We start from the raw sequence: 22,713 nt of genomic DNA, 5'->3' as shown, positions 1-22,713 counted from the left end.
AGGGCTGTAATTGCGCCCTAATTATGTATTCAGTTCCAATGATGGTTTTTATGCAAAGGATGAAAAATAACAATGGAGGAATTGATATCCTGTTGATCAGTTGTCATATCCAGTTCGGATAAGTAAGTGGGCGAAAATAAATCAAACTACATTAAGTAATGTAATAAAAATTCGATTAGGCTCGTAGTGAGGACTTTAGTCCTCTGATAAGGACTAAAGTCCTTACTACAAACCTTTAATTTCATCCAAATTTAATGCAACATTTTAGGCGTGTCAGTCCACTACATATACTGAGATTCTTTCTTCAAATCAAATTGGATTCTTATAGTGGGTAAAGTTTTTACCTAATAGCAACGGTGAATTTGTAGAAATGATTACTTGTGCCAGAACCACCTACAATATAGTAATCACCGCTTCTAGGAAGACGCACGCGAAAAGTTCTACCTTCACTACCACTACCCAAAACTGGACTTAGAGGTCTACCATTAACTCCATAGAGAGTCACACTGGCACGCGCTCCTAAACTATGAATGTTTAAGGTCAATGTTTGTCCAGCTCTAGCTCTTAATATATAGATGTTATTTTCTGCATTTTGAATTGTGGTACTACTTCTGCCTTTAGCAAAAACCACACGGGTTGTATTCAGAGAATTTAAATGTTGTCGGACATTGGCAAACTGCGCCATTGATGGGGCTGGTAAAATGTAAGTCCCTGCGGTGAAAAGTAGGGTTGAGACACTACAGATGAGAAGGTTTTTCATAACAAAGTTGCAGTTTTTAACACCTCCAGTAACTACTCATTTCAGAGATTTATTTACGGAATAATCACAATTTTGTGAGATTTTAGCTGAATAATCTTTGCCAAGTCAGTTCTTTTGTATTTTCATTGCCATGCCAACGTAATAAATTGGCTTTTTGGTTAGGGGAAATTACTGGTAAATTTATCGCCTGTCTAGGGGCATTAGTAGCTAAGGCGATCGCAGTTTCTACTTCACAAATCCCCCACTTGACTAAGTTCTGTACTCCGACTAATAAGGGTAGAGTTGTCCCCGATAATGTGCCATCTCCTAGACGGGCAGTGCCGTTTTTAACTTCTATCTGCCGACTATCCCAAGGATAAACCCCATCTGGTAGCCCTAAAGGTGCAAGGGCATCGCTCACTAAAAATAGTCCTGGGTTGGCACGGAGGAGAATTTGTAACATGGTGGGTGTAATGTGTTGCCCATCCGCGATCAAACCACACATCACACCAGAATGGGTAATAGCTGCGCCTAATAATCCCGGTTCGCGGTGGTGTAGGGGTGGCATAGCATTGAAGGCATGAGTCACCATTGTTGCACCGAGTGCAAAAGCCTGGTTTGCTTGGGCTTCTGTGGCTTGAGAATGTCCTAAACTAACGGTGATACCTAAAGAACGCAAATAAGGAATGACTTTCCCTGTCGGATCTAATTCTGGTGCTAAGGTGATGACTTTGACAACATCAGCGTAATCACCCAAAACCTGTTTTACCTGATCAATCGTTAAGGGTAATAAATACTCAGCCGGATGTGCGCCACGCTTTTGATAATTTAAAAATGGCCCTTCTAGATGAACTCCGAGAATCTGAGAACCTGTGTTGGTATTCGAGAGGAAATCTGCAATTACAGCTAGCGATCGCTGTATATTCTCTACTGAAGTAGTCACTAGTGTCGGTAAATATCCATCTACTCCCACATCCCAAAGAAATTGATTAATTTTTGGCAATAAATAAGCGTTTTCCCTCGATAAATCCGGGAATGCTAAACCTAATGCCCCATTAATCTGTAAATCAATACCACCAAGGGAAATCCAATCCCCAGCTACATCGAATACTTTTACTTCCGGTGATGAAATTCGGGGAAATACTGTCGTCATGGGCAGGATTTGCTCAATTATCCCCTCTGGATTGATGGAGAGCATCTGCAAATCTGGGTAGCCAGGGACTCTAGCATTAATAATTTCTATTGGTTGGGCATGGGGCATGGGGCTAATCAATTCAAAATTCAAAATACCCTGCGGGAAGCAAGCTACAAAATTCAAAATTAAAGAGTTTTGGGTATGGGGGATGATTGGTATTAACTCATGTCGTGGCTATTTAATCAACTCAAGTAATTGGGGATAATATCTAGACAAAAAAGATATGATGAGACAATACTTCTGATTTCTTGACTTTTCACTCAGCAATCCGGGCTTGAATATATGAGATGATGATTCTATCCTCAGCTTGCTGCTAGTAGAGTATTTTGAATTTTGAATTAATTATGTCTCCTGTTGTTGGCATTATTATGGGCAGTGATTCCGATTTGCCTACTATGAAAGATGCGATCGCTATTTGTGATCAGTTTGGTATTGAAAACGAAGTAGCGATCGTTTCTGCCCATCGCACCCCCGAACGAATGGTAGAATATGCTAAATTTGCCCACGAAAGAGGAATTAAAGTCATCATTGCTGGTGCTGGTGGTGCAGCCCATCTTCCTGGGATGGTAGCATCCTTAACACCATTGCCTGTGATTGGTGTTCCTATCCCTACCCGCAATTTACAAGGTGTGGATTCTTTGTATTCTATTGTTCAGATGCCAGCAGGTATTCCCGTCGCTACAGTGGCTATAGGTAATGCCAAAAATGCCGGACTTTTAGCGGTGCAAATTTTAGCGACTCACCAGCCAGAAATATTAGAAAAAGTCCAAAGCTACCGTCAAAGCCTATTAGATATGGTTATGGGTAAGCAGGCAAAGCTAGAAGAATTGGGATATAACCAATATCTTCAACAAGAACTTTAACAGTCAACAGTTATCAGGTGATACCAATTCTCTATGAAGTTGGGCTAAATGAATGATGTAGAGACGTTGCATGCAACGTCTCTACAGTACAGAATAAAGTGCATCTTCATCAAGAAACGGTATGACTGGTAACTGTTCACTCACTTAACTCCTTATTTTCCAAATGAGCGAACATATTACTTAAAATTTTTTATATAAAATTCATAAATTTAGTCATGATTCTATCTGAATATCAACAATTGCTGATTTGATAAAGGTTTTAGTTCATCTAATTTTTTATTTGTTCACTAAAATTATTCCCCATAATCGGCAAATTGTATCAAAAAATACAGAATTAATGTTGCAAGTAAAACAGTATAAATCAAATTTAGTCATGGATTAACCAAAGTATGTTGTAAAATTTAACCTTTCTTATCTCAATTGTGCTTTTTATCAATTTATTGCTGATTTAAATGAGTGGAGTAGTGAACAAACAAGAAGAAACTTAGCTTTAAGTAAAACTTGATCGCTAGATTTTCTGATCAAAAGTAAATGATTTTGGTCAGTCTGCTACCATGATCAATCATCGCTTTTCAACTAGGAAAAAATAAGCTAATGAATAAGCGTATTCGACCTTGGCAACGCATGATGGTGCTGGCGATCGGTTCGATGGTGTTGGCAATTTTTGCCCCTACAGTTGTACAAGCGGCAGATCCTCCCAGTTTGCAGTCTTTATCAGAAACTACGATCAAACTGCAAATTTCGATTGACACTATATGGGTACTAATCACTGGGTTTTTAGTATTCTTCATGCAAGCAGGCTTTGCAATGTTAGAAGCTGGGTTTTCTCAGCAGAAAGGTGTGGTTAACGCTTTACTGGAAAATTTTGTGGATGCTGCTGTCACTATCTTGGTGTGGTGGGCAGTAGGTTTTGGCATTGCTTTTGGTACAAGTGCGGGTGGATTGTTAGGCACAAATACATTCTTTTTGAGCCAGCTACCCAATACAGATGGTATTTATCCACTTGGTTTATCTGGTTCTACTGCTCCCATTCATACCTATACCTTATTCTTTTTCCAATTTGCTTTTGCAGCTACTGCTAGTACCATTACTACCGGTGCTATGCTGGGCAGAACTAACTTTATTGGTAACTTAATTTACAGTGCTGTCATGGGAGCATTCAGTTATCCGATAATTGTTCATTGGGCTTGGAATGTTGAAGGTTGGTTATCTAAACTCAGTTACCATGATTTTGCAGGTAGTTCTGTTGTACATTCTGTAGGGGGTTGGACTGCCCTGGTGGGAGCATATTTGCTGGGATCTCGCCCTGAAAGGAAAGCTTGGGGAACGCCACCACCACCACATAATTTAAGCTTGGTAACTTTGGGAACAATGATTCTCTGGTTTGGTTGGTATGGATTTAATCCTGGTTCAAGCCTTGGTGCTGGTAATCCAGGATTGATTGGTTTGGTAACAGTTAATACTACACTCGCGGCCGGTGCGGCAGCACTGATGGCGATGATTTTTCAGTATTTCCGCACTAATAGATGGCATTTAGACTATTGTCTGAATGGTTCTTTAGGGGGATTAGTAGCAATTACAGCCCCTTGTGCTTATGTAGCACCTTGGGCTGCGGTGTTGATTGGTGTAACGGCTGGCATTTTGGTAGTGTGGGGGATTGATCTGATTGAATCGCTGCACATTGATGATCCAGTAAGTGCTTTTTCCATACATGGAATTAACGGCATGATGGGTACTCTGGCGGTGGGCTTTTTAGGACAACCCGAACTGACTCTAAACAAAAAAGCAGGTTTACTTTTAGGAGGTGGGATTGAATTATTAGGGATACAACTTTTAGGGGTAGTGGCGATCGCAGTTTTTACAGTGGGCTTTAGTTTTGTGATGTTTGCGGTTCTCAAAGCTCTGGGATACTTACGTGTGCATCCAGAAGGCGATCGCTTAGGTATTGACGTTTATGAACATGGTGCATCCGTTTGGCCTGATGTCTATCCAATTGAAAAGTATGTGGAAGATAAAAAGCATCATCCGAAAAGTTCAGATATTACTAGCTTTGAGCAGGAATAAAGCAGTGAAGCTCATTAATTGACAAACCTTGACAAATAGTAGTAATGTGTGGCACAAATTTGTGATTAATATTTATCTTTATGTTTTATGGAGATTCTATTGACAAAATGCCAGACATCGCTCTATCAAACTATTTCTTTGCTCATTAAAGATTAAGTGAAGAATACTTGACTGTTACAGAAATTACATCATAATTTCTTAAGGATATTCACAAAAAATATTTACAGAGGTGTCATTAATTTCTTAAACTCCTAAATATTATTTGAGTTTTTGGTTTACCAATGCGGTGGTCTCAAAGAATAATCATTAAAACCACTGGCTAGCAAGAACAATGCTAGTGTTGCTGCTTAACCTGTTTCTTGCTATCAAGGATCGTTTGGAGGACGTTGTTGAAACCCATGTACAAACATAAATCGAGAATAAAAAATAGGCGATTTTCGGCAAGAAATTACGCTAGAAGCTCACAATTTAACTCAAGAATCAAGTTAATTAATTTTATTAAGGGACTTTCTCCCAGTTGGCAAGCCTGTCTACCTTTGGCTTGTTTGATTGTTTTGGGATGGGGTTATGTCGCAGTTGCCCAAACCCCAGCACCCGGGCCAACAACCGCAGACTTGAAAATTGCCCTGGACACCCTTTGGGTAGCGATCGCTGCCTTTTTGGTATTCTTCATGAATGCTGGTTTCGGAATGTTAGAAACTGGCTTTTGTCGTCAGAAAAATGCTGTTAACGTCCTCGCCAAAAACCTGATTGTCTTTGCTTTAGCCACCATAGCTTTTTGGGTAATTGGTTTTGGCTTAATGTTTGGCGATGGCAACGATTTTATTGGGTTAAATGGGTTTTTCTTAACAGGAGAAGATAGCAGTCCGGCTACTGGAGAGGCTTATAAAGGTGTCTTTAGTGCTTTAAATTGGGCTGGTGTCCCCTTAGCTGCCAAATTTTTATTCCAGTTGGTGTTTGCTGGCACAGCCGCCACAATTGTTTCTGGTGCAGTTGCCGAAAGAATTAAGTTTGTTGACTTCTTAATTTTCAGCATCTTACTTGTAGGTATAGCCTACCCCATCACCGGACACTGGATTTGGGGTGCTGGTTGGTTAGCTGACATGGGCTTTTGGGACTTCGCTGGTTCAACAGTAGTTCACTCAGTCGGTGGTTGGGCAGCTTTAATGGGAGCAGCTTTTCTTGGCCCTCGTATTGGTAAATATCAAGATGGCAAAGTTGTGGCTTTACCTGGTCACAATATGAGTATTGCTACTTTGGGTTGTTTGATTCTATGGTTAGGCTGGTTTGGCTTTAACCCCGGTTCTGTCATGGCTGCTGACGCGGAAGCCATTACTCATATAGCTTTAACAACTAACATGGCGGCGGCGGCTGGCGGAATTGCCGCTACAGCAACAGCGTGGTTTTACTTAGGTAAGCCTGACTTGTCGATGATTATCAATGGGATTCTCGCTGGTTTGGTGGCAATTACAGCCCCCTGTGCTTACGTAAACATTCCCAGTGCTGTGATTATTGGTTTAATTGCTGGCATCATTGTTGTTTTCTCTGTCACATTATTTGACAAAATCGGTATTGATGACCCAGTAGGTGCTACATCCGTTCACTTGGTTTGTGGTGTTTTCGGTACTCTGGCAGTTGGTCTATGGTCTGTCGGCCCTAATGTATATTCTTGGTATAGTTCTGGCCCCACCAAGGGTTTATTTTTTGGTGGTGGCGTTGGACAATTAGGCATCCAGTTTCTAGGGGTGATTTCAGTCGGTGGGATGACTGTACTTCTGAGCAGTATCTTTTGGTTGGTACTGAAAGCTACCTTAGGGATTCGAGTCACCAGAGAAGAAGAACTCGAAGGCTTGGATATCGGTGAACACGGTATGGAAGCTTACAGTGGATTTCTCAAAGAAGCTAGTCCCAGTGGCTTTCCAGAAAGTGGTAAATCTGACGGCTACTCCACCGGTGAGGATTATTCCAGCACGATTTAATCCTATTTCTCCGTAGCATTATCCTAAATTCCACAAATTGCCGCTACACCACATAACTGGTGTAGCGGCAATTTATTGAGTAATAAATGGCAGTTAAATAGTGGTCAAGGTACAATGATAACGATTATCGTTGTAGATTAAAAATTCGTCAATGGCAACTAGTCCACCACAGTTAACCAATAAAATTAACTTGGCAATTATTGGTGCTGGCCCCCATGCGTTAACATTTGTAACTCATTTGCTGCAAAAACGGCCAAAAATGAGGGGGAGATTGTTAGTATTTGACCCTAGTGGGAGATGGTTGAGTCGGTGGGAGCAGCAGTTTGCAGCCTTAGAAATACCACATTTGCGATCGCCTGCGGTACACCATCCCGATCCCAACCCCTTCGCTTTACGAAAATTTGCTCAATCCCGTCCCCAAGAATTATTTCCCCCCTACGATTTACCAGGCACTAGGCTGTTTGAAGATTTGTGTCATGATGTGATTCAACGTTGGGATGTACAGGATGTAGTAGTACCGGCGAAAGTCAAACGTCTTGAACCCTTACATCAGGGTTTTTGTCTGTGGTTGCAAGATGGGAAGTCAATTATTGCCAAGCGGGTGATATTAGCTACTAATAATAGTCAAATCCAGATTCCCGACTGGGTAAATCAGATAACATCACCATATCCTGAAGATAAACTCTGCCATTCCCAGCAAGTAGACTTACGGAAATTAAATTTAGCGGGTGAAAGAGTATTAATTGTTGGTGGTGGTTTAACTAGTGGTCATTTAGCCGTTGGTGCGATGACTCGTGGTGCAAAAGTCCACTTGATGATACGCAGACAGTTACAAGCAAAATTATTTGATGCTGAACCGGGTTGGTTAGGGCCAAAATACTTAAAAGGATTTTTCGCTACATCAGATTATCAACTGCGATCGCAAATGATTCAACAAGCCCGTAACGGCGGTTCGATGACACCAGCAATGGCTATGCAGCTACGGCGATTTGTGCGGGCTGGTCAGGCGATAATAGATGAAAATTGCGAGATTCTTGCTGCTCAATGGTTAGGCGATCATTGGCAGGTAAAATGCAATGATGGTAATGAATATGACTGCGATCGCATTTGGCTATCTACCGGCAGTAAATTTGATATTGAGGCTGAACCATTATTACAAGAAGTTTTTTCTACATACCCCATTCCTGTAGTCAACGGCGTACCTGTGTTAGACACTTGTCTGCGTTGGCCTGGTTGTGAATTATTTCTGATGGGAGGTTTAGCGGCTTTACAGATAGGGCCGACAGCACGAAATTTATCAGGGGCGAGAATGGCCACTGAAAAAATTGTGCCAGCAATTATCAAGCCAAGTGTTGTTCTTCCACATCCTCAAATTGCTTAAGGCACTAAGTTAATGCTCCCCCTGCCCAAAGTCCTGTAATTTTGAATTTTGTAGCTTGCTTCCCGATAGGGTATTTTGAATTTTGAATTAATTAGCCCCCTGCTCCCTTGCGAACACAGCGATGAAATATTTTTTTTAGGAGTCCCTCAAGGTTGGGACTGTTTAATTCTAGGTGGAAAAATTAAGTATGTTCCGCCTAAACCTTCTACAATTGTGCGTGTATTGGCAAAAAGCATATTTTGATAAGTATCCGCATTACTTCCAGGTTCTCCAAGCCCTTTAGTATATAATTGCCTCTCTGATATATTCACCTGTGCTTGTGCTGCTACAGACTCAATTAACTCAGGGTTAACTGTCGCCTCTAGAAAAATTATTGGCACTTTAAACCTGCGGATATATTGCACCAAATTTTGCACACGTTGATCTGTGGCTTGTTCTTCTGTACCGAAACTAGCTGAAGGAATACCATAAGCTTTAGTGTAATAATCTATGGCATTATTGGTTGTGACTACTCTAAATTTATCTTTAGGAATACTGGCAATTCTGGACTTAATCCAATTATCTATCTGACTCAGTTCGCTGCTAATTTTAGTTGTATTTTCTTGATAAATATCAGCATTATTTGGAGATATTTTTTTTAAATTACTATTAATAACTGACACCATTTTGATGGCATTCTTAGGATGATGCCAAATATAGGGATTCCTGACTGGGCGACCATTAACTTGAAATTGTCGTGGTTTCGGAACTGCAACTTGGCTAACAGCTATTTTGGGGGCTGAAGTTTTAGTATTGGTAATGATTTTAATTAAGTCAGACTCTAGATTATAACCATTATAAAAAATCAATTGTGCTTCTCTGATCGCTGCTTGGTCTTCTGGCTTTGGTTGATAATCTTGGGGATTAACATTAGCAGGAATTAGGCAGATCAAATTAATTGTATTTTCTGCAATTTGTTTGGTTAAATCACACAGGACACTCGTAGTCACGACAACTTTAGGTAAATTTTCATTAACAGTGGTAGAGGTCTGGGTGAGGGAAGTATTTACAGCTTGATTTCCACAACCAAAAAATCCAATTGTTAATAATAAAAACCCAAATCTTAAGCAGGTTTTTTTAATGATTTTTTTGGTCATATTTAACTAACTTTGAATGTATAAATTAAATATTTTCTCTAATTAACCACGTCCAAAACCTTGACCGCGTGATACTTTTGACCAAATCAGCAGTTCACCATTGTCACCACCAGCAGCTAAAAATTTGCCTTGGGGATGCCAAGCTAAGGTAGAAAAGCCATCAGTAACCCCTGTGAGAATTTGGGATACTTGCTTGGCTTTATTCCACAAGCACAACCAGCCATCAGTAGCCGCAGAAGCTAGAAGAAAGCTGTTTGGTGCAAAAGCGATCGCATTAATTACACCTACATGATTAGTCAATACTCGTGCTTCCCAACCCAAGTTCTCATCCTCTAACTTTTCCCAGGCGACAATCCCCTCAACGCTGGAAGTAGCTAGTAATGGCGCACCGATTTTAGTCTTAATTTCTGACCAAGCCAATTGGCGAATTTTACCAGGAAAACCCCGCATCACCCAAGGATCGGGATTATTCCATTCCAACACAGTGACGCTGCGATCCATGTTACCAGAGGCGAGAAATTTACCATCAGTTGACCAAGCCATAGCGACGCTGACAGTAGGCATACTCAGAAGATAGGGTTCTTCATCCCAGTTTTGAGAGTGCCAAATTTTCACTCCTTGGTTTCCCCCAATGGCGAGATATTCCCCATCAATCCGCCAATCAATACTCAATGCAGAGGAGTCAGCAAAATTCAAAGTTACTACTACCTCACGAGCATCTGCATCCCAAACTTGGACATAACGCCCTAAACTAAAAGCCAACTGGTTATTAACATGATTCCAGGCTAACTTATCCACCCAAGCCGGGGCATTTTCTAAAGTAGTAATTAATTCGTGTCCCTGCCAAATTTGCACCCGTCCATCTTGTCCCCCAACCGCTAAAAACTGCCCATCCCTGGAGAAAGCCACACAATCTACTGACTTACCTTCACCACTTTGCAAAGTTGTTAATTCACCATCCTGCCAAAGTACCACTTCCCCAGCCGCCGAGGTTGCAGCTAGAGTATCACCTAATGGCGACCAGGCGATCGCAGTTACATACTCTGTCAGTGTCCCGGAATAGTGTTCTTGAAATTCTTTAGATTTGCTATTTGTGGGGTTCATAGTCGTCTAGGGGGAATGGGAAGCAGGGGGCAGGGGGCAGGGGGCAGGGGGCAGGGGGCAGGGAGCAGGGGGCAGGGGGCAGGGAGCAGGGGGAGACAAGGGAGACAAGGGAGACAAGGGAGACAAGGGAGACAATTATTTTTTATTTCCAATGCCCAATGCCCAATGCCCAATGCCCAATGCCCAATGCCCAATGCCCATTTACGCCATACAAGCTAGAAAATCTTGTTTTAATTGGGCTTCATCGAGATTGCGTCCGATGAAAACTAGTTCGTTTTTGCGTTTCTCGTTATCTTTCCAGGGTCTATCAGGTCTGCCATCCAATATCATATGCACACCTTGGAAGACAAATCGATTATCCTCTCCGGCAATATTTAATATGCCTTTCATCCGAAAGATATCTGGCCCTTTAGTACGCAATAATTCTGAAAGCCAAGCATTTAATTTCTGCCCATCTAGTTCCCCTGGTTCTACCAAGGCTATAGAAAAAACACTATCATCATGTTCGTGGGCATCTTCACCCAAGAAATTGGGATCTATTTCTAAAGCTCGATCTAAATTAAAAGCGTTCACTCCTAATAAAGCATCCATTGCTAATTCTGAATTACGGGTGCGGTAAATTTTGGCCATTACATTCATTGACCGAATCCGCTTTTCTAATTCATCTAATTCTGCTGGGGTAACTAAATCTGTTTTATTAAGTAAAATTACATCGGCAAAGGCAATCTGTTCTTGGGCTTCGTCTGCATCCCAGTGCTGCGAAATATGCTTGGCATCAACTACTGTCACCACTGCATCTAAAGATAGTTGGTTTTGCATATCTTCATCTACAAAGAATGTCTGAATTACTGGTGCAGGGTCGGCTAATCCGGTTGTTTCTATAACTAAATGGTCAAATTTATCCCGCCGCCTCATTAGATTACCAATGATGCGAATTAAATCACCTCTTACTGTACAACAAATACAGCCATTATTCATTTCAAATATTTCTTCATCGGCATCAATTACTAATTGATTATCAATGCCTACTTCCCCAAATTCATTGACGATCACAGCTACTTTTTTGCCGTGTTCGTAGGTGAGGATGTGATTAAGTAGAGTTGTTTTACCTGCGCCTAAATAGCCAGTCAAAACAGTAACGGGAACTGAATTTGTGATTACGTCCGCCACCATATTTTTAAAACCTCTTATCTCACCTTATGGATAATCATTATCGCCTATATTAACAATTCAAAATACCTTGGTGTAGGGGTGTAGGGGTGTAGGGGTGTAGGGGTTTAGGGGTGTAGGGGTTTAGGGGTTTAGGGGTTTAGGGGTTTAGGGGTTAGTAAAACGATGATTCTTTTGTTAGTCTGAGAGTCATTACTCACTGCTTGGCAAAAAACCTACACTTGTGATCTGCCCCCTGCCTCCCTTGTCTCCCTTGTCTCCCTTATCTCCCTTGTCTCCCTTGTCTCCCCCTGCTCCCTGCCCCCTGCCCCCTGCCCCCTGCCCTATCCCACCAATAATTATTGACAATACTGAAATTGTTTTCCTTCCTAAACCCCTACTTCATCAGTCGATTCGATAGCTGTTTTTGGTGTTTCTTCTGCAAATATTGTTAAATCAAACCAAAAGGTAGTACCTACACCAACCTCACTGACTAAATGGACTCTACTGTGATGTCTTTCCATGATATTTCTTACAATTGACAAACCTAAACCTGTACCTTCTAGGGTGTGAACACGGTTCTCAACCCGGAAAAAGCGGTCAAAAATTGCCTGTTGATCTTCTGGTGCGATGCCAATACCTGTATCGGAGATTTCTACCCGCACTTGTGCAGAGTGGTTAGATGATGTGGTGTGGGTATCTAGTTGATAGGTACGAATGGCTACTTTGCCGCCTGCGGGAGTAAATTTCAGGGCATTGCCTACCAAATTAGCTAAGACTTGTAATAATAAATCATAATTACCCATGACTAGGGGCAAGTTGGGGGCAACTTCTTGCAAGAGTTCGATGCCTTTATCCCTGGCGTTAAGTTGGTATGTCCGCAGGGTTTGCTCAATTGCTTGGGCTAAGTCTACACCATAGAAGTTGTAAGTCTTGCCTGATTCTAACTTGGATAAATCTAAAACATCATTAACTAACCGAGTCAGGCGATCGGTTTCATGGTTAACTGTTTGGAGAAATTCCCGTTTTTCTTCTAAGCTTAAGTCTTCACCGTAGTCATGGAGAGTTTCAATAAAAGATTTAATATTAAATAATGGCGTTCGCAATTCGTGGGAAACGTTGCTGATAAATTGGCTTTTAGCTTCGTTGAGTTCTACTTCACGGGTGATATCCTGCACGGTGATGGCAATGCCTTTAATACTCTCCCGTTGTAAGTTGAGTACTGTAGTTAAGAGAATGCGAATAGTCCGCTTGATGGGTTGAGTTAAGAGAATCCGAAACTCAGCAGTTTCGCGCTCACCTGCTGCCATTTCTGATAAAGGGCGGGTAAGTTCCATTTGCACTGTTGGCGGTAAGTGGTGCAAAACATTACTACCTACCACATCATTACTACCATCCCAACCAAAAATGTGTCGTGCTGTGGGGTTGACTAAAATCACCTGCATATTATTGTCAATTAACACAGCACCATCGGCAATGGTGGAAACTAAGGTTTCAAGTTTAGCTTTTTCGGCTGTTAATTCCTCAATATTTTGTTCTTCATAACGTTCTAGACGTTCGGCCATTTCATTAAAATTGAAAATCAACTCTCCTAGTTCACCACCTAGGGGTAAATCAATGCGTTGCTTGAAGTTACCGGCGGCAATTTGTTTGACCCCTACTAACAGTTCTTTAATTGGCTTTGTAATGGTTAAAGCGTTGATAACTCCTGCGAGAATCACCATGACCCAAATTGTGATAAATACGGCAATGGTGACATCACGGGTGAAATTAGTGGAAATGACTGCTGTTTGATTGGGGTTGATACCGATCGCTAATATACCTAAGTATTTCTTATTAACGATCAGAGGAATAAACACATCGGTCACAGCCCCATCTGGGGTCATGTGTTGCCGCACCATCGGTTGATCCCCTTGTTCGGGGTAATCTTCTGGTAGTTCGATGCGTCGCTCAATAGTCAAGGAGTTTTCTACTTCGGGTTCCCAAAAAGGAATACCAAAATAGATTTTGCCTGTTTCATCCGCGTAGAGCATATAGCGGATGCTGGAGGTACTACCATAAAAGCGTTGTGAAAATTTGGCTACCTCTGTCAAATTATGTTCAGCTACCAAAGGGGTAACATTAGCCGCCAGTAGTAGTCCTAAATCCCGTCCAAAGCGGGTGTCATTCATGCGAGCATCTTGCTGGATGGTATTTACCGCCCAGAAAGTTAAACCACTCATGACTAAGGAGACTACTAAAGTAGCCACAGCTAGTAGTTTAGTTTGGAGAGTGAACTCTGACCACCAATTGGCGATCGCTTCTCGGATTGTTTTTAACAGCGACAGCATTTCAAATTACAGTTGTTAGTCGTTTCGGTTATCAACCCCAACAACTAAAAAATTAACAGTTAATTCGACAAATATGCTAATTGATTGGGCATGGGGCATATCAATTCAAAATTCAAAATTCAAAATTCAAAAATTTTGGGCATTGGGCATCGGGCATTGGGCAATTAAGAAAATTTAGGGGTTTAAATCCCCGTTACAACACGTAATTGCGTAAAGCCTGCGGCATAGCTGCGCTTAGAGCGTAGCGGGGCGTTAGTCGGTTGCTGTCTTCTCTACGAGACGCTCCGCGAACGGAGCGGGGCGGGAGCATCGTTGTGAATTGGTTTAATGACTCAACACCCGATGACCGATATCTCTACGGTAATACATCCCTGCAAATTGAATTGATTGTAGTCCATTGTAAGCGGTGGCTAGGGCTTGCTCAAAGTTCTCTCCTACAGCCGTCACGTTTAAAACTCGCCCGCCATCTGTGACGATTTGTTGCTGTTCGTTTAATTTTGTGCCGGCATGAAATACTGTGACTCCTTTGGCTTCTGCTTCCCCAATGCCTGTAATCACTTGGCCTTTTTCATAATTGCCTGGATAACCGCCCGCAGCAGCTACTACGGTAGCAGATGCGCCTTGATGCCAAGCTAGGGGGGGTAAATCGCTTAAACGCTGCTGCACACAAGCTAACATCAATTCTTCTAGGGGTGTGGCTAACAGGGGCAGAATAACTTGGGTTTCAGGATCACCAAAGCGACAGTTAAATTCTAAAACTTTAATATCACCATCGGGGGAAATCATCAAGCCTGCGTAGAGTACACCGCGATAATCAATACCTCTAGATTTTAAGGTGGCGATCGCTCTTTCTAGAACTTCTGTTTGCACCCTGGCCATAATTTCTGGCGTAGCAATGGGGGCTGGGGCATACGCGCCCATACCGCCTGTGTTTTCCCCTGTATCTCCTTCCCCGATGCGTTTGTGGTCTTGGGCAGGCAATAAAGGGCGAATGGTGATACCATCAGTTACCGCTAATACAGAAACTTCTTGCCCAATTAAACATTCTTCAATCACCACAAATTCCCCAGCACTGCCAAACTGCCCTTGAAAGATCATTTCAATGGCGTTGGTTGCCTGCTCTACAGTGGTAGCAACAATTACACCTTTGCCAGCAGCTAAACCATCAGCTTTAACGACAATGGGCGCGCCTTGAGCCTGTATATAGGATTTAGCGGCTGTTGCCTCGGTAAATACCGCCGCTTTAGCTGTAGGTATTCCTGCTTCTTGCATCAGGGCTTTAGCCCAAGCTTTGCTAGCTTCAATTGTTGCTCCGGCTCTGGTGGGGCCAAATACCATCAGTCCTTGCTGTTGCAGGTAGTCAGTAATACCTTGAGCTAGGGGGACTTCTGGCCCGACTACCACTAGAGAAATGTCGTTATCTAGGGCGTATTTGCTGATGCCGGCAAAGTCATTTACTGCCAACGATATATTTTGGCAACCTGCCATACTAGCTGTACCACCATTACCTGGTACACATACTACCTGATCAACTTGTGGCGATCGCAATAATTTCCAAGCTAAAGCGTGTTCACGCCCACCATTACCTACAACTAAAACTTTCACTGATCTCCTCTTGCGTCCCTTGAAAAATAAGAATGCCTGATGGCTGCGGATCAATTCTTAACTAATTCTTACCCTGATGCAAGTCTTGTGAATAACTCTTGATTGAAAGGGTGTAGGGGAAAGTATATATTATTTGCTGAGATCCCTCCAAGGCGAACGGTGCGTTAGGGCTTACGCCTAACACACCCTACTGGACTACTAAGTAGAACGGTGTAAATAATTAAAGGTTTGTAGTAAAATTAAAGGTTTGTAGTAAGGACTTTAGTCCTCTCATAAGGACTAAAGTCCTTACTACGAACTAAATGCAATTTTTTCACATTACTTTACATAGTTTGTTTTTTTCAAGTCATTCTACTTAGACTACAAGACTGATATTTAATTCCGTGGAATTATCGCCAAGATGGCACTAAATAAATGGCGATTGAGCATCACGAGTATTAACCTATAAATATTCTGAATTTAAAAATAAGAATACAAGTAGGATACATGACTAAAGTTATTGTTACTGGGGCAGCAGGATTTATCGGTTCTCACCTGACACAAACCCTTCTAGAACAAGGGCAAGAAGTAATTGGTATTGATGAATTTAACGATTACTACGACCCTATGCTAAAACGCAAGAATATTGCTCATTTAGAATCTTCACCTAACTTTACTTTAATTGACAGCAATATTCTGGCTTTAGATTGGTCAAAATTATTACAAGATGTTGAAGTAATTTATCATCAAGCGGCTCAAGCAGGTGTCAGAGCTAGTTGGGGTACAGGTTTCCGTGCTTATACTGAGCGTAACATCAACGCTACACAAGTAATTTTAGAAGCTGCCAAAGATGCTCCACAATTAACGAGATTTGTGTTTGCTTCTACTTCTAGCATCTATGGTGATGCGGAAACATTACCCACCCATGAAGGCATTCCGCCGCAACCGGTTTCTCCCTATGGTATTACTAAACTAGCTGCCGAGCGTTTGTGTGGTCTGTATCACAAAAATTTTGGTGTGCCTTTTGTTTCTTTACGTTATTTCACGGTTTACGGCCCTAGACAAAGGCCTGATATGGCATTTCATAAGTTTTTTAAAGCTGTTATCCAAGATGAGGCGATTCCCATCTATGGTGATGGACAGCAGACACGAGATTTTACATTTGTCAAGGATGCTGTTGCTGCTAATTTAGCAGCCGCTACTGTTCCCGGAGCTATAGGTGAAATTTTTAATATTGGTGGTGGTAGCAGGGTTGTGTTAGCGGAAGTCCTGAATACTATGGAAACAATTGTCGGTAAACCAATCAAAAGAAATCATATAGAAAAAGCAATGGGAGATGCTAGACACACGGCTGCTGATGTGTCTAAAGCAAGGCAAATTTTAGGATATCAACCCCAAGTTTCTTTAACAGAAGGGTTAAAGCAAGAATGGGAATGGGTGAAAGCTTTATATAGTTAAGATTCATCTTTGGAGTGGAGATCGCCATTTCAGCAGAGGATAATCTTGTGTGAACGGCGATCGCCTAATTTGATGTGATACTATCACTGCATTGAAAATAATATGACCTATACTCCACCCAAACTATTAACCTTTGCAGAATTTATCACCCAATATGGTGATAATGTTCGTTACGAACTCATCGACGGAGAATTAAGAGACATGGAAGCTACAGGACTCCATGAAGCTGTGGCAGGTACTATTGCTGGTAGAATCTATGTCGAAATCTTTAATTCTAAGTTTCAATGGGTGATTCCTAAAACTTGTCTGATTAAACCACCTGCTGCTGAAGCTACAGCACTGCGTCCTGATATAATTGTTTTGGATAAAGCAGAACTTAGTAAAGAACCACTCTGGCAAAAAGAACCTATTATTTGTAACGGCAGTACTATCAAACTTGTTGCAGAAGTTGTTAGTACAAATTGGCAGGATGATTATGCCAGAAAAGTAGAAGAATACGCTTTTTTGAATATTCCTGAATATTGGATTGTGGACTTTCGTGGCTTAGGTGGTTGGCAATTTATTGGTAATCCCAAACAACCAACATTGACTGTCTGTCATTTGGTTAATGGTGTATATGAGCAGCAAAAATATCGCTTAGGAGAAAATATTCAATCTTATTTATTACCTAAATTACAACTTAAATTAGATGAAATTATGCCTAACTAAGATTTTCGATTTCAACTTTCCTGGCTACGACGATGATTAGCAGCTTGCATTAATAATGATTCCGCAAAAGCGATCGCATCACTAGCGGATTTTCCCCCGGCTAACTGTGCTAATTCATCCCGTCTTGTAGTTAAATCATGCAAGTTGGTGACACGGACTACTGTACGTTCTTCAGTGTTACCATTGTTTGCTTTTTTACCTTTACCTTGAGTAATTGTTTGTTTATTTACGCGGAAGTGTTTGTCTGCCATCGCTGCTACTAAAGGCTGGTGGGTAACACATAACACTTGATGATGCTGACTTAACTGGTGTAACTTTTCTGCTATGGCTTGCGCTACCCTTCCCGAAACTCCTACGTCAATTTCATCAAATACCAGCGTTCCCGCCGCATCGGTTTGGTTGAAACAAGCTTTGAGTGCCAGTAAAAACCGACTCATTTCACCCCCAGAAGCAATTTCTGTTAATGGTTGCAATGGTTCGCCAGGGTTGGGACTAAACATAAAGGTGATTTTGTCTGCACCAGCCGCAGTGGGAGTAGTCGGTACAATTTCCACTTGAAACTGGACTTTTTCCATCGCTAGGGGTTTGAGTTCGGAAATTAAGCGGGATTCTAGAGTAGTGGCGGTTTTTTGGCGGAGTTTAGTCAATTTTTCACAAGCTTGTGTTAATTTTACCCAACTAACTTGTTCTTGCTGTTCTAAACTTTCAATGGATTGTTCACTATCATTAAGTTGTGCTAGTTCGTCATTGATGCGTTGATAGTAGGCGATCGCTTCTTGTAAACTGGGGCCATACTTGCGGCAGATTTGTTTCAATTCCCGGATGCGTTCCTCTACTTCCTCCAATCTTTGGGGATCAGCTTCTAAACTTTCCCCATAGGCGTTGATTTGTCGTCCTACTTCTGTCAAAGCTGTTTGAGCATCTCTAATTAAATCTAACAGTGGTTGCAGTTGAGCATCATACTCTACCATTTGGTTGAGTGCGGCTTCGCTATCACCCAATAAATCGGCGGCGGCTGGGGTTTCGTTTTCATTTTGATACAAAGCTTGGTAAACTTTGTAACTCATTTGTTGCAAATCAACAACATGATTCAGGCGTTCTCGTTCTTGCTGGAGTTGTTCCAATTCTTGAGGATCATTGAGATTGGCTGTAGTTAATTCCTGAACTTGGTAGGTAAGTAAATCTAGTTGTTGTAAGCGTTCCCGTTCCGAGGTGCGACGTTTTTCTAGACTGGCGTGGATTTGTTGGTAAGCACTAAAGGCTGAGGTGATGGCTTGACGTTGTTTGATTAAAGCCTCGCCGCCATACATATCTAACCAATCACGCACTAGTGAGGGTTGTCCCACTTGCACAGTTTGACCTTGGGCGGTAATTTCCACTAAGCGATCGCGCAGTTCTGTTAAAATCTGACGGTTAACTAACACACCATTCACCCGCGACCTACTGCGGATATTAGTAGAAGTAACTGTAATTTCTCGACTAATAACTATTGAACTATCATCAATTAAATCAATTTCTTGTTCTATCAACCAAGCTGCTAACGGTGGTGTTAAAGCAAAAGTTCCTTCCACCATCGCCCTAGCCGTTCCCGTGCGAATAGCACGACTAGAGACTTTTCCGCCTAAAATAGCATCAATAGCATCTAAAATAATTGATTTTCCTGCGCCGGTTTCACCTGTCAATACGTTCAGTCCCGCGCCGAATTGTAGTTCTAGTTGATCAATCAGGGCAAAATTTTCAATTCGCAGGCACAGCAACATCAGAATAAAATCTCCGTAAAGGCAGATGCGGGATATTTCTAAGTTACAGGAGGTTAAGCAGGATTTTTGAGAATCGGCAAATACCTACTACCATTGAACTAGCAAGCACATTTTAGTGTAGCAAAAAAGTTAATGGTCAATGTGTCACAGACGCGATTATTAGTTTTTTTCCTCCACACCAATCTTAAGAATTACAAATTTTTTTAAACCTATTGTTACAATACTTAACATTACTCAATGCAAGCAGTGGCTTTTTCTATGATTGTTAAGACACTTCCGACAAATTCCCCACCCATTGAGGGTGAAATGCAAGTTAGAGAACAGGCAATGCTGACTCAAATTGTTGAACCTGAGACATTGAGTTACAATCCTGTAGCCATAGCAGCTCACTATCAAGGTAGACCTTGGCAGGTTTTACGGCGGATTTTTGCTGTTTTGAGGCCGACACTCTCCTTTGCTCTGGGGTTGTGGTGGGATAATCAACGGGGAATTGTCTTCAAAAATAATCAGCGTCGAGCAATTCAATTAAGAGAATTACTCACACAGTTAGGGCCTGCTTATATCAAAATTGGGCAAGCTTTATCCACTAGACCAGATTTAGTTCCTCCCGTATACCTGGAAGAACTGACGAGGCTACAAGACCAATTACCGGCGTTTCCTAACGAAATTGCTTATCAATTTATTGAGGAAGAACTAGGAAACCAACCACAAGAGATTTACGCAGAACTATCAGCCATGCCCATTGCGGCTGCTTCCTTGGGTCAAGTGTATAAGGGTAAACTCAAAACTGGGGAAGAAGTAGCCGTAAAAGTCCAGCGTCCTGACTTAAGGGAACGCATCACTATTGATTTATATATTTTACGGGGTCTAGCCGCTTGGGTACAGAAAAAAGTCAAGCGGGTACGTAGTGACTTAGTAGGAATTTTAGATGAATTAGGCGATCGCATTTTTGAAGAAATGGATTATATCCACGAAGGCGAAAATGCTGAACGCTTTTTTGAATTATACGGTCATATTAAAGACATTTATGTTCCCAAAATCTACTGGGAATATACTAACCGTCGTGTGTTAACGATGGAGTGGATTAACGGCACAAAGTTAACCCAAACACCAGAAATTAAAGCCCAGGGTATAGATGCACGCTATTTAATTGAAGTGGGTGTACAGTGTTCTTTGAGACAACTGTTAGAACATGGATTTTTCCATGCTGACCCCCATCCAGGTAACTTGTTAGCCACACCCGACGGTAAACTAGCTTATCTAGATTTTGGCATGATGAGCGAAATTCAACCGCCCCAAAGATATGGTTTAATTGAGGCGATCGTTCACGTTGTTAACCGGGATTTTGAAGGACTAGCCCAAGACTACGTTAAACTAGATTTCCTCTCCCCAGACACAGATTTAACACCGATTATTCCAGCTTTCGCCAAAGTATTTGCTAACGCTCAAGGTGCTAGTGTCGCGGAATTTAACATTAAAAGCATCACTGATGACCTATCAGAACTGATGTATGAATATCCTTTCCGCGTACCTCCCTACTACGCTTTAATTATTCGTTCCCTAGTCACACTAGAAGGTATAGCTATATATATAGATCCCAACTTTAAAGTATTGAGTGAAGCTTATCCTTATGTTGCTAAACGTCTATTAACAGACCCCTCAGTAGAATTGAGAACTTCACTGAAAGATTTACTCTTTAAAGAGGGGAAATTTCGCTGGAATCGATTAGAAAACTTGTTGAAAAATGCCCGGAAAAACCAAGATTACGACTTGAATTTAGTAGTTAATCAAGGTGTAGATTTTCTCTCATCTGAACGTGGTGCTTTCATTCGAGATAAGTTAGTAGATGAAGCTTTAAACGGACTGAATGCCTTAAGTAAAAATGTCTTACATAACTTCACTTACTTGTTAAGAGAAAGGGTAGGTATTACAGCCATTAATGAAACTCCAGCCGCCACAGTTGAGCAACAACAAACCTTAGAACATATCAAAAATATCTCGAATATTTTGAGAGAAACGCGCGGGTTTGATGCAGCTAAACTTGCACCTCAACTAGCTCAATTATTAGTAGATCCTGGTGTGCAACGTTTAGGTCAGCAAGTCACCAATCAATTGCTACAAAAAGCCGCAGTCCGACTAATTCGGGAGTTGCTATTAGCAGAAGAAATCAATAGCAACGGTAAAAGTGAGTTAGCAACATCTACCAACTCACTTCTAAAAAACACCAAATAATAAAAAACTCCATCCACAAGGGGATGGAGTTTTAGGGAATGGGGAATCGGGTTAAGGGCATGGGTAAGAGTTATACCATTTCACAAAAAATATGATGCAAATGTAGGTTGGGTTGAGGAACGTAGGCGCAGCCTTCTCGAAGAGTAACCCAACACCTCAAAGTCTTGTGATTGTTGGGTTTCACTTCGTACCACTCCGTGGAAGCAAGCTACAACCCAACCTACGCATCTGTTTCATTCTTTTCATGAATTGGTATTACCAATGCCCAATGCCCAATGCCCAATGCCCCAAGTCGGCGGGCGGCTATCCCTCTTCACCCACAAGGGGATGGAGTTTCCCGCCGACTTCCAATAAATTCTATCTACAACCTAAAGATTCTCGCGTATCGACACCAGTTTTAGAATTGACACCACTAGCTTTAGTACAAAGTTTTTTTATCTCTACACCATCTAAAACTGCATTAGTGAAATCTGCACCAGTGACATCAACATTGTTAAAAGTAGAACGCAGCATCATTGCATCGGTGAAAACAGCATCACTTAAATCAGCATTCTTAAACCTAGCTAAATAAGCAATACCATTACTGAAATCTACACCATGCAGGTTGACACCCTCTAACACAGTACCGTTAAACACACCACCACGTAAGTCAGCATCGCTAAAGTTAGCATTTTCTAAATCTACATTGGTAAATTCAGCACCAATTAAACTTTGACCAGCAAAATTTTTCGCTTTCAGTTCATCACCAGCCGAGCGGGTAATACTAGATGAACTCGCCGCCTGTGCGGACATAGGAAACAAAAACAGAACTACCGCCAGGAGAAGGCTAGCTAATATTTGCCAATATCTCATAATGTCTTCTTAATAAAACTCAACACTCCCATTAAATATTAAACTTAAATTCTTTGGTTTTTGACGTTTGAGATAGTTGAAAGTCTTGTAGGGTGCGTAAGTGCTGACTTGAAAAAGGGGTGTAGGGGTGTAAGGGAAAGACTTTTTTATGTGTTGTGGTGTACGTAGTTCATGACGGC

General features: G+C 41.6%; 18 protein-coding genes. 8 read left to right on the top strand and 10 right to left on the bottom strand.

Translation table 11 applies throughout. The features are described 5' to 3' along the window. Positions 1–340: 340 nt before the first annotated feature. Positions 341–760 (bottom strand): hypothetical protein, encoded by a 420-nt coding sequence (locus ACPZ3T_RS08030; RefSeq protein ID WP_490275041.1) that lies wholly within the window; start codon positions 758–760, stop codon positions 341–343. Between the two features lie 82 nt (positions 761–842). Beyond that, entirely contained in the window at positions 843–2,000 is a 1,158-nt protein-coding gene (gene nagA, locus ACPZ3T_RS08025) for an N-acetylglucosamine-6-phosphate deacetylase (RefSeq protein ID WP_490277160.1), read from the bottom strand. A gap of 278 nt (positions 2,001–2,278) precedes the next feature. Here nagA and purE point away from each other — a divergent pair, with 278 nt between their 5' ends. From purE to ACPZ3T_RS08005, 4 genes are all read left to right on the top strand, one after another. Beyond that, positions 2,279–2,797 (top strand): 5-(carboxyamino)imidazole ribonucleotide mutase, encoded by a 519-nt coding sequence (purE, locus tag ACPZ3T_RS08020; protein WP_490275039.1) that lies wholly within the window; start codon positions 2,279–2,281, stop codon positions 2,795–2,797. A 594-nt stretch (positions 2,798–3,391) separates the two neighbouring features. Further along, complete coding sequence (locus tag ACPZ3T_RS08015; RefSeq protein WP_490275037.1) at positions 3,392–4,861, top strand: ammonium transporter; 1,470 nt, start codon at positions 3,392–3,394, stop codon at positions 4,859–4,861. A gap of 398 nt (positions 4,862–5,259) precedes the next feature. Continuing rightward, the gene (locus ACPZ3T_RS08010) at positions 5,260–6,840 is read left to right on the top strand and encodes an ammonium transporter (RefSeq protein ID WP_490275035.1); all 1,581 of its coding nucleotides are present in this window, start codon (positions 5,260–5,262) and stop codon (positions 6,838–6,840) included. Positions 6,841–6,991: 151 nt separating this feature from the next. Beyond that, positions 6,992–8,221, top strand: coding sequence for an FAD/NAD(P)-binding protein (locus ACPZ3T_RS08005; protein WP_490275033.1), 1,230 nt, complete (start codon positions 6,992–6,994; stop codon positions 8,219–8,221). A 146-nt stretch (positions 8,222–8,367) separates the two neighbouring features. Here ACPZ3T_RS08005 and ACPZ3T_RS08000 read toward each other — a convergent pair whose 3' ends face one another. Together ACPZ3T_RS08000 and ACPZ3T_RS07995 are read right to left on the bottom strand one after the other, a co-directional pair. Next, entirely contained in the window at positions 8,368–9,357 is a 990-nt protein-coding gene (locus tag ACPZ3T_RS08000) for a metal ABC transporter solute-binding protein, Zn/Mn family (protein ID WP_490275031.1), read from the bottom strand. A gap of 42 nt (positions 9,358–9,399) precedes the next feature. Then, on the bottom strand, positions 9,400–10,461 hold the full coding sequence (locus ACPZ3T_RS07995) for a WD40 repeat domain-containing protein (RefSeq protein WP_490275029.1): 1,062 nt from the start codon (positions 10,459–10,461) through the stop codon (positions 9,400–9,402). Between the two features lie 15 nt (positions 10,462–10,476). Here ACPZ3T_RS07995 and ACPZ3T_RS07990 point away from each other — a divergent pair, with 15 nt between their 5' ends. Next, on the top strand, positions 10,477–10,680 hold the full coding sequence (locus ACPZ3T_RS07990) for a hypothetical protein (protein ID WP_490275027.1): 204 nt from the start codon (positions 10,477–10,479) through the stop codon (positions 10,678–10,680). Here ACPZ3T_RS07990 and ACPZ3T_RS07985 read toward each other — a convergent pair. The 4 genes from ACPZ3T_RS07985 to purD form a co-directional block, all read right to left on the bottom strand. Beyond that, positions 10,663–11,634, bottom strand: a complete 972-nt coding sequence (locus ACPZ3T_RS07985; RefSeq protein ID WP_490275025.1) for a CobW family GTP-binding protein — start codon at positions 11,632–11,634, stop codon at positions 10,663–10,665. The two genes, ACPZ3T_RS07990 and ACPZ3T_RS07985, sit on opposite strands and share 18 nt — an antisense overlap. 189 nt (positions 11,635–11,823) lie before the next feature. Then, entirely contained in the window at positions 11,824–11,979 is a 156-nt protein-coding gene (locus tag ACPZ3T_RS07980; protein ID WP_490275023.1) for a hypothetical protein, read from the bottom strand. Between the two features lie 20 nt (positions 11,980–11,999). Beyond that, entirely contained in the window at positions 12,000–13,940 is a 1,941-nt protein-coding gene (gene nblS / locus ACPZ3T_RS07975) for a two-component system sensor histidine kinase NblS (RefSeq protein ID WP_490275021.1), read from the bottom strand. 324 nt (positions 13,941–14,264) lie between these two features. After that, on the bottom strand, positions 14,265–15,545 hold the full coding sequence (purD, locus tag ACPZ3T_RS07970; RefSeq protein WP_490275019.1) for a phosphoribosylamine--glycine ligase: 1,281 nt from the start codon (positions 15,543–15,545) through the stop codon (positions 14,265–14,267). 486 nt (positions 15,546–16,031) lie between these two features. Between purD and ACPZ3T_RS07965 the strand changes: the two genes are divergently transcribed. Both ACPZ3T_RS07965 and ACPZ3T_RS07960 read left to right on the top strand, forming a co-directional pair. Further along, entirely contained in the window at positions 16,032–16,982 is a 951-nt protein-coding gene (locus ACPZ3T_RS07965; protein WP_490275017.1) for an NAD-dependent epimerase/dehydratase family protein, read from the top strand. Between the two features lie 102 nt (positions 16,983–17,084). Next, positions 17,085–17,690 (top strand): Uma2 family endonuclease, encoded by a 606-nt coding sequence (locus tag ACPZ3T_RS07960; protein WP_490275015.1) that lies wholly within the window; start codon positions 17,085–17,087, stop codon positions 17,688–17,690. A gap of 11 nt (positions 17,691–17,701) precedes the next feature. Here ACPZ3T_RS07960 and recN read toward each other — a convergent pair whose 3' ends face one another. Beyond that, entirely contained in the window at positions 17,702–19,450 is a 1,749-nt protein-coding gene (gene recN / locus ACPZ3T_RS07955) for a DNA repair protein RecN (protein ID WP_490275013.1), read from the bottom strand. Between the two features lie 258 nt (positions 19,451–19,708). Here recN and ACPZ3T_RS07950 point away from each other — a divergent pair, with 258 nt between their 5' ends. Next, positions 19,709–21,682, top strand: a complete 1,974-nt coding sequence (locus ACPZ3T_RS07950; protein WP_490275011.1) for an ABC1 kinase family protein — start codon at positions 19,709–19,711, stop codon at positions 21,680–21,682. Positions 21,683–22,039: 357 nt separating this feature from the next. On the opposite strand, the gene ACPZ3T_RS07945 is transcribed toward ACPZ3T_RS07950, so the two are convergent. Next, positions 22,040–22,534, bottom strand: a complete 495-nt coding sequence (locus ACPZ3T_RS07945; RefSeq protein WP_490275009.1) for a pentapeptide repeat-containing protein — start codon at positions 22,532–22,534, stop codon at positions 22,040–22,042. Between the last annotated feature and the right edge of the window lie 179 nt (positions 22,535–22,713).

It is taken from the genome of Aliinostoc maniaoense, from assembly GCF_058172895.1.
Note: the sequence above shows the minus strand (reverse complement) of the source record. Positions and strands in the feature narration are given on the sequence as shown.